Consider the following 15194-nt stretch of genomic DNA (forward strand, 5'->3'; position numbering starts at 1 on the left):
TGAGCATGTCAATGGGCCAGCTCAGTGGCACGTGACTCACGCACAACGGTGATACGGATTTGCCCTGGATAGGTGAGATTGGTCTCCACCTCGGTGGCGATCTCGCGTGCCAGGACCTGACTCATCGCATCATCCACAATCTCAGGCGCCACCATGATCCTGACCTCCCGGCCTGCCTGCATGGCATAGGCACGCGTCACCCCCTCATGGGCCATTGCGATGGACTCGAGGTGCTGCATCCGTTCCACATAGGCTTCCAACGACTCGCGGCGCGCCCCAGGCCGGGAACCGGATATGGCATCCGCTGCCTGCGTAAGAACGGCTTCGACGGTATGGGGCTCGACCTCGTTGTGGTGAGCCTCTACGGCATGGACAATGTCGGGGTTCTCCCCATGCCGGCGCAGCAGATCAGCTCCGACGATCGCATGTGGCCCCTCAGACTCGTGCGTCAGGGCCTTCCCAATGTCATGCAGGAAGGCAGCGCGCTTGCACTGCGCCACGTCAAGTCCCAGTTCAGCTGCCATGACCCCGGCCAGGTGGGCGCATTCGATCAGGTGAGCAAGCACGTTCTGGCCAAAGCTGGTCCGGTAGGCAAGAGAACCGATGATGGGCAGCAGGTCCGGGTGCAAATCCGCGATACCCACCTCCAGCAACGCCTCGCTGCCAACCGTCTTGATGCGCTCGTCCAAGAGCCGCAGGCTCCGGGCGTGCACCTCTTCTATGCGTGCAGGATGTATACGCCCGTCAGCGACCAAGTCTGTCAGGGTCAGCCGGGCAGCCTCACGCCGCACCGGATCGAAGCAGCTCAACAGCACCGTCTCCGGGGTGTCATCCACCATCACATTAACGCCTGTGATCTGTTCAAAGGCCCGTATGTTGCGGCCCTCACGCCCGATGATCCGCCCTTTCATATCATCCCCGGGAAGATCGACGCTGGAAACCACAGACTCGCTAGTCTGCTCAGCCGCGCATCGCTGGATCGCCGTGACCACTATCGATCGAGCCCGCCTATCAGCTTCAGCTCTCGCGCTCTCCTCTATGTCCCGGGCCAGGGTTGCTGCGGCAAGCCGGGCTTGCCGCTCCGCCTCGGCCATCACCTCGGAGTGCGCAGCAGACACCGTCAGCCCCGCCACCCGCTCAAGCTCTATCCGGGCACGCTCCTGCTCCCCCGCGATTTCCTCACGCTTCCTGCGCAGTTCCACGCGCTGCTGCTCCAGCAGTTCCGCCCGCGTTGCCAGGCCTTCAGCCTCCGCCGCCAGGCGGTCCTCTCTCTCATGAAGACGTTCCTCATGACGCTCCTGGGCACTGCGTTGTTCGCGCAGCTCAGCCCGCTGAGCAGCAATGGCAGCCTCCAAGTCGTCACGACGCCTATCGATGTCCGCAGCAGCTTCGCGTGACCTCTCCTGGGCCTGTTCGAGGGCTCGCTCCGCATCAGTCCGCAGCTGCTCCGCGGCCTCCATGGCCTGTTTTCTTATGGAGGCGGCATCCGACCGGCTTCGGCGCTCGATCCTGGCTTTTTCCTGTATGAAGGATAGCGCGGCTCGTCGTTGCCGCCACGTGAGAACGGTCAGGACGATGCCCAGCAACCCGGCAATTACCCAGCCCAGCCATTCCATGCGGCTACCCCTTTGCACCTGACAACATGACCCGGAGGTTCAGGGCATTCGCACCCCCTGCTGAGGAGCGGGTACGACTGCGTCATGTCAGGGTGACGCAGACCCGAGGGATCAACGAAGATGTCTCGAACCGCGGGTCAATGACCCTACGACCGCCAAGGTTATTTCACAAGGGTGTTGTCGTCCGTGTCGGGGGCTGCTTCACCGAGTACGTCGTCCACCGCCGATGAGACCACGGCAACCTGGAACCCCCTGCGCGCCAGAGCCGCGGTAAGACGACGGCGCGCCACCTGGGGATCCAGTCCTGCCAGCCGATGGGAACGCCGCCGCGCAAAGGCCAGTGCAGCCTCCAGCTCCTCTTCGTAACCCACCTGGCCCAGGGCCTCCGCTACCACATCCTCAGCCACACCGCGGCGGCGTAGCTCCGCACGAATGCGTGTGGCTCCGTACCGGTTCACTTGCACGCATGTTTGGGTGAGTGCATCCGCGAAAGCAGCGTCGTCGACCAATCCGACGTCGCGGAAGCGCCCGATCAGCTCCTGACAGATCTCATCCGGGACACCGCGTGATGTGAGCCGATCCCAGAGCTCGGCCTCCGACCTGCTCCGGGAGTCCAGCAGCCTGAGCGCAATCTGTCTGGCGAATTCCAGCTGTTCATCGTGGCTCAGATCAGAAGTCAACCTTTACCTCACCGGTGTCTGGATTGATGGCTTCCTTGGAGCCCTCCTCGTCGGTGACCCCAAGCGCTGCCCGGATCCGGCCGTCAATTTCGTCAGCGATCTTGGGGTTATTCCGGAGGAAGTTTCTAGCGTTTTCCTTACCCTGTCCCAGCTGGTCGGACTCATAGGTGAACCAGGCACCTGCCTTCCGAATGATTCCATTAGCAACTCCCATATCGATGAGGCTGCCTTCCCGGGAAATGCCTTCGCCATAGATGATGTCGAATTCAGCCTGCTTGAAGGGTGGCGCCACCTTGTTCTTGACCACCTTCACCCTGGTACGGTTACCCACCATCTCAGAGCCGTCCTTCAGCGTCTCAATCCTCCTGACATCAAGACGGACTGAGGAGTAGAATTTCAGCGCACGCCCACCCGTGGTGGTCTCCGGCGAGCCAAACATCACCCCGATCTTCTCACGAAGCTGGTTGATGAAGATGGCAGTCGTACTAGCAGACTTCAGGGCGCCGGTCATCTTTCGCAGCGCCTGGCTCATCAAACGCGCCTGGAGACCCACATGGGAGTCGCCCATCTCGCCCTCGATCTCCGCCCGGGGTGTCAAAGCCGCCACCGAGTCGATCACAATGAGCGACAGCGCACCGGAACGCACAAGCGTGTCGGCGATCTCAAGAGCCTGCTCGCCATTGTCGGGCTGGGATACCAGGAGTTCGTCAGTGTTGACACCGAGCTTGTTCGCATAGTCGGGATCCAGAGCATGCTCTGCGTCGATGAAAGCACAGATACCCCCCTCCGCCTGCGCATTGGCGATGGCGTGGAGGGCCACGGTGGTCTTACCTGAGGACTCAGGGCCGTAGATCTCGATGATGCGGCCTCGAGGCAGGCCACCGATCCCCAGGGCAACGTCCAGGGCAACGCTCCCAGTCGGGATGACGTCTATGGGCAAGCGGGTGTCCTCCCCCAGACGCATCACTGACCCCTTGCCGTGCACCTTTTCAATCTGGGCAAGGGCGGCCTCGAGTGCCTTGGCGCGATCCGCAACAGCCATTGTGTGGTTCCTTTCGACTCCCTGAGCCGTTCCCTGAGGGTTCAGCTCAACCTTCACCCTCACTCTAGGAATCTGGGGTGACAAAAATTCTGGCGTGCCCCAGGCTGTGGAAAACCCGGCGACAGCAACAGTCTACCCGAACATTTGTTCGATTGCCTCGGGGCGCGCCAGTTCCTCGGCCAGGCTCAGCGCATCGACTCCGGCAGTTCCAGCGCGATCCACACGGCACGCCAGATCTCCTTACACGGAACCCCGGCGGCCAGGCCCTCATCCACCGTCCGGCTGCCGAGCTCCTGCAGAGCGACCGTCGATGCCCAGCTCCTGGCATAGCTTTCCCCGAGGGCAGCCTCAAGCCTCGACCACAATTCAGCTTCACGCATACGGGCAACCCTATTCCAGGGCCTACAGCAAAATGATGAGCTTTCTCGTACACTGACCCACAAACATGATCAACAATTGACCAGGAAATGCACGAAGGAGTCGACATGAACGCTGCGGGTACACATTCCCACAAGCGCTCCGATCGAATGCTCGCAATGCTTGCGCTGCTCCAGGAGAATGGTCAGATGTCGCTATCCCTGCTTGCCACCGAGCTGGGAACCTCCGAAGCCACCATTCGACGCGACGTGGCAGTGCTGGCAGCCCAGGGGCTGCTCGACCGGACACACGGCGGGGCACGGCCAATTCAAGGTAGCCGGGAACTCCCGGTCAGGCTACGAGATGGGCGCAATCAAGCAGCGAAATCACGTATCGCGGCAGCCGCGGCCAAACTGGTCCCAGAAGGGAAACACGCCATCGGCCTCAGTGGTGGCACCACCGCGGCCGAGGTGCTTCGCGCCCTTCACCACCGCACCGACCTGACCATCATCACCAATTCCCTGAGCATCGGCCTCGAGGCAGCCGAGCAGGGGCAAGGCCGCGTTCTCATAGCCGGTGGGGTGTTGCGGTCCAACTCACTAGAACTCGTCGGCTCCCTTGCTGAGGCAACACTTCGCCTCGTCAACGTGGGAACCGCCCTGGTGGGGGCTGACGGGATCAGCTCCACAGGCGGCATGACGACACATGACGACATAGAGGCGCGCACAAACCACACCATGATCGAGCGGGCCCAACGAGTCATCGCCGTCGCAGACGCATCGAAGATCGGTCATGTTACATTGGCGAAGATGGCCGATCTGAGCGAGATTGACGTCCTGGTCACCGATTCCAACGCCCCAGAGGAGGAATTGGAGCACATCCGGGACCTGGGGGTCGAGACAGTGCTCGTCCCGGTACCGTCAACTGCCGACGCGAAGACAAACTTGTAGGAACTCCCTGTTCAGTCCGCAAGAAGATCCTGCTTCCGGGCCCTGGCACGCATCCGGATCGCCTCACGGATGTAGTCGACGCCAGTCACCAGGGTAAGGATCAGGGCGGCCCACATCAGCGCCCAGGCCAGTACCTGCAGCGGTCCCGGCAGCCCAGGCAGCCAAGCCAGCATGGCGACCAGCGCCAGCGTCTGCGTGGCTGTTTTCAGCTTGCCGCCACGGTTGGCAGCCATGATCCCGTACTTGGCGATGACGGCACGCAACCAGGTGATCCCCCATTCACGCACCAGGATCAAAACTGTGAAGAACCAGGGAAGCTCACCTAGCAGGCTCAAAGATATGAAAGCCGCTCCCGTGAGCGCCTTATCGGCAATGGGATCCCACAGCTTCCCGAAGTCTGTGACCAGGTTGTAGCGGCGGGCAATATAGCCATCGGCCAGGTCCGTCAACATGGCCGCAACGAAGATACCTGTGGCGACGAATCGCCAGCTTTGGCTTGTCGGCTGCCAGAACAGTACCGCCACAAGCAACGGGACCATGATGATCCGAAGCACCGTAAGCACATTGGGCACGTTGAGATTGTCCGGTCGTATATCGCTCATCGGAGCTCCCCTTCAGGCATGCCTCCACCCCTCCCGGGTACCTCGCTGATCCTTATCTTTATCTTTTTCCCTCATGCTCTTCCCCATGCCGCTCATCCGGGCTCGCGAAGGGAGGCAAGAAGATCGCTGAGGTCATCGGGTTTGACCAGCACCTCACGAGCCTTGGAGCCCTCGGAGGGTCCGACCACACCACGAGACTCAAGGATGTCCATCAGGCGTCCCGCCTTGGCAAACCCGACGCGGAGCTTACGCTGCAGCATCGAAGTGGAGCCAAGCTGGAGCTCCACAACCAGACTGGCGGCATTCAGCACCAGTTCGAGGTCGTCGCCGATGTCATCGACCACTTTCTTCTCGGCGGCGGCGGTCGTCACATCCTCCCGGTAGGTGGGCTGCAGCTGCTCAGAGATATGGGTGACGATTTCACGGATCTCAGATTCATTGACCCACGCGCTCTGAACCCGGATCGGTTTCCCAGCCCCCATCGGGAGGAACAGGCCATCTCCCTTGCCAACCAGTTTCTCCGCGCCTGGCTGGTCGAGGATGACCCTGGAATCAGTCATGGAGGAGGTGGCGAAGGCAAGCCGGGAGGGTACGTTCGCCTTGATCAGACCTGTGACGACGTCTGTGGAAGGACGCTGGGTAGCTAGCACTAGATGAATCCCAGCGGCACGTGCGAGCTGCGTGATCCGCACCACGGACTCCTCGACGTCCCGGGGGGCGACCATCATGAGGTCGGCAAGCTCATCGACCACCACAAGCAGGTAGGGATACGGCGCCAGAACCCGTTCGGAGCCCTCCGGAAGCTTTACCTGGCCTGCCCGCACCGCTTTGTTGAAGTCATCGACATGCCGGAACCCGAAGGCAGCCAAGTCGTCGTAGCGCATGTCCATCTCACGGACCACCCAGGCCAGAGCCTCGGCAGCCTTCTTGGGATTCGTGATGATGGGGGTCACCAGGTGAGGTATCCCCTCGTAGTGGTTGAGCTCCACTCGTTTGGGGTCCACCAGAAGCATCCGCACCTCCTCTGGGCTGGCCCGCATCATGATGGAGGTGATCAGGGAGTTGATGAAACTTGACTTGCCGGACCCAGTCGCGCCTGCCACCAGCAGGTGTGGCATCTTAGCCATGTTGGCCAGCACGAAGCCACCCTCGACGTCCTTGCCCAGGCCGACGGTCAGCGGATGGTGATCGGTACGGGCTTTGGGAGAACGCAGCACATCCCCGAGGCTGACCACCTCTTTGTCGAGGTTCGGGATCTCGATCCCGATGGCGGATTTCCCGGGGATCGGGGTCAGGATGCGGATCTCGTTGCTGCCGACCGCATAGGCGATGTTGTCTGCCAGGCCTGTGATCTTCGAGACCTTGATGGCGTTGCCGAGCTCTACCTCGTAACGGGTGACTGTGGGGCCGCGTGTATAGCCGGTGACCCGGGCGTCGATGGCGAACTCCTCCAGGGTCGCGCTCAACTGCGCTACCACCCGATCTGATGCCTCCGTGCGCTGCTTCGGGCGCGTCCCTGCCGCGAGCAGGGATTCATCCGGCAGCTGGTACATGACATCGCCACTGAGCTGCAGCTGCTCAGCACGCCCTGTCATGGGGGTGTGGGCTGGCGGCGGCAGGTCGGGCCTCTCCCCCGGCTGGGGTGCCGCCTCGGCGCGGGGCTGCGTCTGCTCCTTCTCCAGGGGATAATCCTCGTCAGTCGCATAGTCGTAGACCGACCCGTCATAGGAGGACTCCTCCTCGTAGGCAGGCTCCTCATCCGTGATGAGCGGCGTGTCATAGGGTACAGCGACGCCAAGCTCCAGTTTTTCCTCCTGCGGCTCATCTGGGCGCTCCACCAGTGAGGCAAAGGCATTCCGGATTCCCGCCAGGACAACGCGGATGGGCTTGCCGATCACGAACAGGAGTCCTGCGATCGTGACGATAAGAAGCACTGGGACCGCTACCCAGGTTGAGCTGAGATCAGCGATGAAACTACTTGCCAGGAAGCCGAACACACCACCAGCGCGCCGCAGTTCCTCCATTTGCTCTGGTCGGTCTGGGTCTGGCCGGGGCAGGCCGCGGGAGAGATTGATCAGCCCAAGCCCACCCATGGTGACCAGGAGCCACCCGAGCCCGGTGCGGGGCGCTGCCTCGACATCCCTGGGATGCCTCAGGACACGCCAAGCCCCATACAGCAGAACGGCAGGAACCAGCGGTGCCGCCATCCCGAAGAGAGTCGTTATGGTGACTCCGATGACCTCTCCAACGATCCCCGGCAGCATGAACCACGACCGGGAAGCGATCAGAAGGGCCAGGACCAGCATGAACAAACCAATGCCGTCACGCCGCCGTTCAGGCTCAACCTCAGTCTCCACCCCGCCGAAACTCCTTGCCAGAGTCCCTAAACCATGGGCCAAGCCCCGGAGCATGCGTCCCAGGAACTGGAAGACCGGATTGGGGCCCGAAGGCTGGATGCGAGTGGGAGCGGTCCGCGTGGTCGATGAGCTGGAGGCCGGTTTCCGCCCCCCCCGACTTCTTCGATCCACTTCGTGATGCGGTGCTCGATTTCCTGGTCCGCTGCCCGGCACCCGACTTGCTGGAAGAACTCCTGGCAGAGGAAGAGCCGCGTGTCGCCATGGTCCCAAATCTAGTCCAGAGGCTGGTCTGGATGCGAGAACCACCCCGGCAGGCTGTTGTCAAAGGTGCCTGGATTGTCTCAGTCCGGAATGCCGACCATCACCGAAGAGGCCTTGATCACGGCGACAGCCTCCGCCCCCACTTTGAGACCGAGTTCCTCGATGGCCTCATTGGTGATCGAAGAGCTGATGACGAGTCCTGGCGCGAGTTCAATCCGGACGATGCCATTGACGGCTCCCGGCTCCACGGCGGCGACAGTCCCCTGAGCTGGTTGCGGGCGCTGAGTCTCATCTGTTTTCCTTTCAGGCGAAATGATCCCAGCCGACGTTACCTTGCCACGGCTCTCCGTTGACAACCACTTCCGCACCTGAGGTCACACCACCGATCCTCAGCCATCCTTGCGGCAGCCTCGCATCTGCGGGGAAAGTCGCGGCCAGTGCATGGTCCTCCCCACCGGAGAGCACAAATCCCAGCGGGTCCTTGCCGGTGGCAGCAGCAAGACGGGCCAGTCCCTCAGGGATCTCTAAGGCCTCGGTTTCCAGGTCCATGCCAACCCCAGAACGCTCACAGATGTGTCCGAGGTCCTGCAAGAGACCATCGGAGACATCAATCATCGCGGTGGCGCCAGCCGAGGCAGCGATCTTTCCCTGCCCATACGGGACCGCCGGGCACTGCTGTTCGCGGACCAGCTCCTTGGGCGACCCGAAGCCTCGCTGCAGGACCAGGAGTCCGCCGGCCGACCACCCAAGCCGGCCGCACACGGCAACCTGGTCACCAACTCGTGCGCCTGCCCGGGTCACGGCAGCACGCTCAGCCAGGTTACCGAGTGCTGTCACAGCGATGACCACCTGTGGTGCCGAGGATAGGTCGCCTCCAACCAGGCTGATCCCCACCCTGGCGCACTCCTCGACGACGCCTTCCTGGAAGTCGCTGATCCAGCGCCCCTCCAGGTTTCTAGGGAAGGCCAAGCCGATCACAACAGCGCTGGGATCTGCCCCCATGGCCTCGACATCGGAGACATTCACCGCAACGGCTTTGCGACCGACTTGGAAAGCAGGCGACCAGGAACGCTTGAAGTGGATGTTCTCTACCAGGACGTCGGTGGTGACGACGACGTCTCCCCGGGGCGCCAGCACAGCAGCATCATCGCCAGGCCCCAGGAGCACGTCGCCGCCAATGGCCAGGCCGTCCGTGATCTCGGAGATCAACTCGAATTCGGACATCATCAGCGCAGGCCCAGTGGACGATCCAGGGCCAGCTCGATCAACCGAGTCACGAGCTCCGGGTAATCGACCCCCGAGACCCGCCACAGAGTCGGATACATGGAGATCTCCGTGAATCCCGGCATCGTGTTCACCTCATTGATCCAGGCTCCCGTCTCATCGACGAAGAAATCAGCGCGGAGCAGCCCCTCCCCGTCTATGGCGTTGAAGGCGCGGCAGGCCAGTGAGCCCAGCTCACCAGCGAGCTCCGGACTGATGTCTGCCGGCGCAAAGAGAGCCGCCCCGTTGTCGTCGAAGTATTTGGTCTCGTAGTCGTAGAACCCGTCTTCCGCGCGAACTTGAATCTCCCCCACGACCGAGGCCCGGCAGCCTTCGGGAGTATCCGGATCTCCCAGAACCGCGACCTCCAGTTCCCGGGCACCAACGAAACCCTGCTCGAAGATCACCTTGGGATCGTGCCGTTGTGCCTCCGTGATTGCCGCATCCAGCTGAGCGAGGTCTGAGACCCGGGTGATTCCGATAGAGGAACCACCGCGGGCGGGCTTGACGAAGATCGGGAGATCCAGCTTGGCGACCTCGCCGAGCACGAGGTCTCTTTCACAACGCAGACGGCGCCCCGATGCCGCGACATAGGGGCCCACAGGAAGTCCGGCGGCCTCGAAGGCGATCTTCATCAGGTGCTTATCCATGCCGACCGCGGAGGCGAGCACTCCGGAGCCGACATAGCGGACACCCGCCATCTCGAACATGCCCTGGATGGTGCCGTCCTCACCGTAAGGGCCATGCAGCAATGCGAACGCGACATCCACTTCATGAAGGTCGAGAAGCCGCTCACCGACCCGAGTCGCGAGTTCACTGCCACGCTCACCAACCAGCCACACCGCGTCGTGTTCTGGCTCAGCGACTTCCGGCGGGACTCCGTCGACGATGCGGAGGCTGGCAACCTCCTCCAGTGGCACCTGGGTCCACCGGCCGCTTTTGGAGATGCCGATGGCGACGACGTCGAACCGCTCACGATCGATTGCGCCAAGGACACTAGCTGCCGTCAGGCAGGAGATGCCGTGTTCAGGCGATTTACCACCGAACACCAGGGCGATCTTGGCGCGTTTCGACACTTTTGGGCCTCCTGAACTCGACTGCTGGGTAATCTTACTGGCCGGTGAGCGAGCAGATCAGGATGGCTGATGGCCCGCGTCAGCGAGGATCTCGGTCAGCTCTGCGCCGGTCAGCTCGTAGTGGTAGAAGACTGAATAGAACTCACGTACTTCCTTCGGAAGATCGAAGTTGTATACGTCAGGATAGATGCTCTCCGCGGCCCAGACCGCGCCGATCACCTGGTTCACCGATGGAGGCCCATCCACCCACCCCCAGGGAGCCTGCGGTGCCACCAGCACATGGCCTTGGGCGACAGCCTGCAACGGGCTGAAAGCTTCAGTCTTTGCCACGTCCTCGCCGCTCTTGGCAGGTGTTGCGATGATCCAGTCCGGATTCCACCCGAGAAGCTGCTCCGCATTCACATCCACGCGACCTGAAGGTTTATCAGCTGCTCCGTACACATTCCTCGCTCCGATGGCGTCTATGACCTGAGCATGGATGTTACCGCTGCCTGCGGTGGAAAGCCCCTCATCGCCCGCCGCATAGTAGACAGAGACGCGTTGCGCGTCGGTGATCGTGGCAGATCCACGTTCCAGTTCGGCATTTATTCTCTCGATATACGTTGCCAGCTGCTCACCGCGGGATTGATCCCCGAAGACCCGGCCCAACAGACGGTAGGACTCGGGTAATCTCTCCAACTCTGTGGCAAGCTGCACTACCTGGATCCCGCTCTGCTTCTCTAGGTCGTCGTCGATCTTTGCGTATTCAGAGGAGACTTCACCCACGTCGAGGATCACGTTGACACCTCGGCCCAGCAGGGTCTCGGCATTGAATGTGCCATCCTTACCATTTGCCCTCCCCAGGACAGGTAGGTCTGCGACCTGGGAAGGTAGGTATTTTGCAGTCTGTTTGCCGACCTGGGAGTTCCAGCCGGCCAGTTTGTCAGCTTCGAAGGTGTAGATCATGACAGTCCCAGGTGGCCCAGCTCCAAACGCTTGGCTGGCCGGCGCTGACAGTTCAGTATCACGCCCGCCCATGTCCTTGAAGCTCAGCGCCCCAGGTGAGACGGAATCCGGGATAGTTGGTGTGGTAGCGGGATCGGAGGAACTGCTGCATCCTGCAATGAGCAGGGTTGCCGCCATCAGAGCTGTCAGCAGCGGACTCCACGGCGATTTCATGGTTTGCTCCTTATCTTGCGGTTGAACATCCGAAGCCCAGGACGCGCCTCCGCCATGCCACCTCCGAGGCTGACGGCTCGCCGGACATAGGCAGAATCACTCACCAGGGAGCCGCCGATCTCGACCACACAGGCCGGCAGCACCTCAGGAGCGAAGGGGACGCTGGGTCCGACGAGGATCACCTTGGCCCCGGCGCATAGCTGAAGCAGGCGGGGCAGGGTCTTATTGGTCAGTGCAGATCCTGTGATGAAAACAAGGTCACGATCAGCCAACAGATACTCAGCAGCCGGATCTGGGAAGTCAGAGCCTGAGGGCTGCCTCTCCAGAATAATGAAATCACACCCATCTGCATACTTCTCTATATCGCCGAAATGCCCGATGGCGGCAGCCCTCAAGCCAGTCAAAGTGCCACGATGAAGTTCGAAGGTGGTCTTCTCAGAGCCTTCCGGACCGGGTACTACGCCGACCCGTTCCTCGGTGGTCAAGTAAGAGTTGATGGCCGCAGTCCCAAGAGCCGCAAGTTCCAGGTCCCATGACTTGACGCTGGCTGCTGCATCACGCAGGTCGCGGCCGATGATGTCTCGCGCACCAAACCCAGCCCTGGGACCACCGCTATAGGTCATAGCCACCCCCGTGCCAGCCTCAGAGCTTACGCAGGCCCAGTTACCCGCGCAGGCGTCCAACACCTTGATTCCAGCTGGGATGAGATCGATCAGATCGTCATAAAGCTGCCATGGACTGGGTGGTGTCATAGGGTCGTAGCAACAGTGTTTGTTAGGGAGGGGTTGTTGGTGCGGCGGTTGTTGACGGTGACGGATCGGGCTGGGATCGCGAGGGGTTTGGCGGAGGGGTGTGGGTTACGTGAGATTGCTCGGCGGATTGGTAGGGATGTGTCGGTGGTTTCGCGGGAAGTGGCCCGGAATCAGGGTGAGACGGGGTACAAGTGTGTGGCTGCTGATGTAGCTGCGCAGCGGCGGCGTGCCCGGCCCAAGCTCCGCAAGATTGATGCTGATCTGGTGTTGAAGCAGCGGGTGATTGCTGATCTTCGGAGGTCTCGTACACCACGTCAGATCGCGGGAAGATTACGTGCTGAGGCTGGGGGTGACAGGCTTGAACCGTGTCAGGGTTCCCCCACGGCCCAAGGAGCGAGCGTGTCTCATGAAGCGATCTACACCTGGATTTATGCGATGCCGAAGAAGACGCTGCGGGAGCACGGTGTCATGCTCGGGTCGAAACGCACTAGCCGTCAGTCCCGGCGTCGTTTGGGTGAGCGGAAATCCCCGATTGTGGGAATGGTCAGTATCGATCAGCGGCCTCAGGAGGTTACAGGACGGAAGGTTCCCGGTCATTGGGAAGGAGACTTGATCATCGGCGCCTACGGCAGAACAGCCGCGATCACCCTCGTCGAACGAACCACCCGGTTCGTCACGATCCTCGCCCTGCCGAAGGGCAAGAACGCAGACGGGGTGTGTGACGCCCTGATCGACCACATCACTGGGCTGCCCGAATTGATGAAGGGCACCCTGACCTGGGATCAGGGCTCTGAGATGGCCCGGCACGCCGCGTTCACCATGGCCACCCAGATGCCGGTGTACTTCGCCCATCCCCACTCTCCCTGGGAACGCGGCAGCAATGAGAACACCAACCGACTCATCCGTGACTACCTGCCCAAAGGCACTCCCATCCCCCAACACCAGCCCTATCTCACAGCCATCGCCGAAGAACTGAACGAACGCCCCCGAGCCACCCTCGGCTACCTCACCCCACGAGAAGCTTTCCAGAAACTACTCGTTGCTTCCACCACTTGACACCGCCCTGCTCATTGCTCTCCTTCAGGATCGGGCTGGGTTACGCACAGACGGAGCCCTGGCACCTCTGCCGGGGTCACCACCCGCATGGGAAGTTCGTAAAGCTGGCTCAGATCATTCCCTGTCAAGTCCCCAACAGGTTTGAGTCCTGGACTTTTACCATCTTTGAGAAGCAGTACGTCATCAGCGAACTCAAAGGCGTGGTTGGGTTGGTGCGAGCTGAGCAGAATGCTCAGGCCCCGGCGGTCAACAAGCTGACGGAGCCTTCTCAACACCCGGCTCTGGTTTCCTGCATCGAGAGCGGAGGTGGGCTCGTCCAGGACAAGAAGACGCCCACCTTGGCACAGCGCCCGGGCAATCAGGACGAGCTGCCCCTCACCGCCACTGAGTTCCTGAATACCGCGGTTCGCATGCTCCCCCAGCCCGACTGCCTCGAGTGCCGCCTCAGCCGCACTCCAGTCAGTATTCCGGGGGCTCGCGCGCAGTCCTCTACGCGCCACGCGTCCGAGCACCACCGTGTGCAGAACGGAGAAGTTGAACGACATCTCAGTGGACTGGGGAATGTAGCTGATGGCCTCGGCGAGTCCAGCTGGCCCGTAACTCTCAAGACGGCTCCCGAAGACCTCGACTTCTCCTGAGTCAGCGCGCAGCAGCCTGAGCAGAATCCGGAACAGTGTTGACTTCCCCGAGCCGTTCGGCCCGAGCACGAAGGCCAAGCGGTGTTCCGGCAGTTCAAAGCTGAGATCATCGAGGGCTGGGGTCTCACGTCCGGGATACCGAAGGGCAAGACCGCGGATCGCAAGCGCATTTACCATGATCGGCCCCTGATCATCAGCCAGGCCAGGAAAGGCGCCCCCAGCAGGGATGTGAGAATCCCCAACGGGATCTCAGCCTCAAGCAGGGTGCGGCTCACTGTGTCCACGCCCATGAGGAAGAGGGACCCCAGCAGGAAGGACACCGGGATCAGGAGCTGGTGCCGCGGGCCAAAGAGCATCCGGGCCAGGTGAGGCACGATCAGCCCTACCCAGCCGATCACTCCCGAGATGGCCACGGAGACCGCGGTCAGGATGGTCGCACAGACGATCACCCCAGTCCGGACCCATGTGACACTGACCCCGAGAGCCTTCGCGGTGTCCTCTCCGAAGGTAACGGTGTCAAGTTGCCAGCGCAGCAGCCACAACATCGCTGAACAAGCAATGACCGGGATGGCCAGGGGTAACAGGTCCACTTGTCGCACCCCGTTCAGGCCACCCATCAGCCAGAAGGTGATGGCCGGAAGCTGGCTGTCTGGATCAGCCAGATACTTCAGGATCGAGATACCCGCTGAGAACACCGCACTCGCGACGATACCGCCGAGCACCAGGGTCACCACCGGATCCCTGCGGCTCAAGCTGGAAATCACCCAGGCCCCGAGCACGGCAAGCATCCCGAAGACAAAGGCAAACCCCTGCAACCCTGCGACCCCGGCACCCAGCACAATGGCCAGTGAGGCGCCAAAACCTGCCCCTGTGGAAACACCCAGCACACCGGGTGAGACGAGGGGATTACGGAAGAGGCCTTGATAGGCAGCCCCCGCGACGCTGAGAGCCCCACCAACCAGGAAAGCAACGAGCAGGCGTGGGAGACGGATGTTCCAGATCACATGCTCGATCTCCGGATCTCCAGTCCACTGGCCTCCGAGCACGCGGGACCCTAGATAGTCGAACAGGGTCTTGATGCTGATGGGAAACCTTCCCAGCATGAAAGCACCCGCCAGAGCAGCTAGATTGCCCGCGGCCAACATGAGCAGCAGCACCGCCATTCGCCGTCGGCTCATCTCAACAGGCATGAGGAGATCCTAGCCAATTGACCGCATAAGCGGATCAAAACCGTTCTTCATTCCGTTTCTGCGAATATGGCGAGTCTGGGATCCATCCTCGGCAGGAGGCTGGCTGATAAACGGCACCTAGACAAGATGTCCAAGAGATCCCCCGCCCGCAGGAGATCAGGTGCTGCAAGAGACATCCAGCTGCTGCCATCGCAAG

At 61.6% G+C, this 15194-nt stretch carries 15 protein-coding genes; 2 read left to right on the top strand and 13 right to left on the bottom strand.

The window, feature by feature from the left end; translation table 11 throughout:
- Positions 1 to 8: 8 nt before the first annotated feature.
- The 4 genes from rny to SK1NUM_RS08520 all read right to left on the bottom strand — a co-directional run bounded on the left by rny (position 9) and on the right by SK1NUM_RS08520 (position 3718).
- Complete coding sequence (gene rny, locus SK1NUM_RS08505) at positions 9 to 1616, bottom strand: ribonuclease Y (protein WP_212321140.1); 1608 nt, start codon at positions 1614 to 1616, stop codon at positions 9 to 11.
- Between the two features lie 161 nt (positions 1617 to 1777).
- The gene (locus SK1NUM_RS08510) at positions 1778 to 2296 is read right to left on the bottom strand and encodes a regulatory protein RecX (protein WP_212321142.1); all 519 of its coding nucleotides are present in this window, start codon (positions 2294 to 2296) and stop codon (positions 1778 to 1780) included.
- Positions 2286 to 3338 carry a recombinase RecA gene (recA, locus tag SK1NUM_RS08515; RefSeq protein ID WP_212321144.1) on the bottom strand — a complete coding sequence of 351 codons (1053 nt, stop codon included), beginning with the start codon at positions 3336 to 3338 and terminating at the stop codon, positions 2286 to 2288. Before recA ends, SK1NUM_RS08510 begins: the two co-directional genes overlap by 11 nt.
- A 185-nt stretch (positions 3339 to 3523) precedes the next feature.
- On the bottom strand, positions 3524 to 3718 hold the full coding sequence (locus tag SK1NUM_RS08520; RefSeq protein WP_212321147.1) for a DUF3046 domain-containing protein: 195 nt from the start codon (positions 3716 to 3718) through the stop codon (positions 3524 to 3526).
- 147 nt (positions 3719 to 3865) lie between these two features.
- On the opposite strand from SK1NUM_RS08520, the gene SK1NUM_RS08525 reads away from it, so the two are divergent.
- Positions 3866 to 4645, top strand: coding sequence for a DeoR/GlpR family DNA-binding transcription regulator (locus SK1NUM_RS08525; protein WP_212327616.1), 780 nt, complete (start codon positions 3866 to 3868; stop codon positions 4643 to 4645).
- A gap of 11 nt (positions 4646 to 4656) precedes the next feature.
- On the opposite strand, the gene pgsA is transcribed toward SK1NUM_RS08525, so the two are convergent.
- The 7 genes from pgsA to SK1NUM_RS08560 all read right to left on the bottom strand — a co-directional run bounded on the left by pgsA (position 4657) and on the right by SK1NUM_RS08560 (position 12114).
- Positions 4657 to 5247: a CDP-diacylglycerol--glycerol-3-phosphate 3-phosphatidyltransferase gene (pgsA, locus tag SK1NUM_RS08530; protein WP_212321149.1), complete on the bottom strand. Its 591-nt coding sequence runs from the start codon at positions 5245 to 5247 to the stop codon at positions 4657 to 4659.
- Between the two features lie 92 nt (positions 5248 to 5339).
- A complete protein-coding gene (locus SK1NUM_RS08535; protein ID WP_396020934.1) occupies positions 5340 to 7553 on the bottom strand; it encodes an FtsK/SpoIIIE family DNA translocase in 2214 nt (737 codons plus the stop codon).
- Between the two features lie 392 nt (positions 7554 to 7945).
- Complete coding sequence (locus SK1NUM_RS15225; RefSeq protein ID WP_244980161.1) at positions 7946 to 8113, bottom strand: TOBE domain-containing protein; 168 nt, start codon at positions 8111 to 8113, stop codon at positions 7946 to 7948.
- A gap of 55 nt (positions 8114 to 8168) precedes the next feature.
- A complete protein-coding gene (locus SK1NUM_RS08545; protein WP_212321153.1) occupies positions 8169 to 9092 on the bottom strand; it encodes a thiamine-phosphate kinase in 924 nt (307 codons plus the stop codon).
- Positions 9092 to 10204 (bottom strand): D-alanine--D-alanine ligase family protein, encoded by a 1113-nt coding sequence (locus SK1NUM_RS08550; RefSeq protein WP_212321155.1) that lies wholly within the window; start codon positions 10202 to 10204, stop codon positions 9092 to 9094. The genes SK1NUM_RS08545 and SK1NUM_RS08550 overlap by 1 nt, the downstream gene beginning before the upstream one ends.
- 57 nt (positions 10205 to 10261) lie before the next feature.
- Entirely contained in the window at positions 10262 to 11362 is a 1101-nt protein-coding gene (locus tag SK1NUM_RS08555; RefSeq protein WP_212321157.1) for an ABC transporter substrate-binding protein, read from the bottom strand.
- Complete coding sequence (locus tag SK1NUM_RS08560) at positions 11359 to 12114, bottom strand: Rossmann-like domain-containing protein (protein WP_212321159.1); 756 nt, start codon at positions 12112 to 12114, stop codon at positions 11359 to 11361. Before SK1NUM_RS08560 ends, SK1NUM_RS08555 begins: the two co-directional genes overlap by 4 nt.
- 57 nt (positions 12115 to 12171) lie before the next feature.
- Here SK1NUM_RS08560 and SK1NUM_RS08565 point away from each other — a divergent pair, with 57 nt between their 5' ends.
- Positions 12172 to 13170, top strand: a complete 999-nt coding sequence (locus SK1NUM_RS08565; protein WP_223927976.1) for an IS30 family transposase — start codon at positions 12172 to 12174, stop codon at positions 13168 to 13170.
- Between the two features lie 11 nt (positions 13171 to 13181).
- On the opposite strand, the gene SK1NUM_RS08570 is transcribed toward SK1NUM_RS08565, so the two are convergent.
- Positions 13182 to 13985: an ABC transporter ATP-binding protein gene (locus SK1NUM_RS08570; protein WP_212321163.1), complete on the bottom strand. Its 804-nt coding sequence runs from the start codon at positions 13983 to 13985 to the stop codon at positions 13182 to 13184.
- Entirely contained in the window at positions 13979 to 14998 is a 1020-nt protein-coding gene (locus SK1NUM_RS08575; protein WP_223927438.1) for a FecCD family ABC transporter permease, read from the bottom strand. The genes SK1NUM_RS08570 and SK1NUM_RS08575 overlap by 7 nt, the downstream gene beginning before the upstream one ends.
- Positions 14999 to 15194 lie beyond the last annotated feature (196 nt).

It is taken from the genome of Arachnia rubra (assembly GCF_019973735.1).
GTDB classification, from domain to species: Bacteria; Actinomycetota; Actinomycetes; order Propionibacteriales; family Propionibacteriaceae; genus Arachnia; species Arachnia rubra.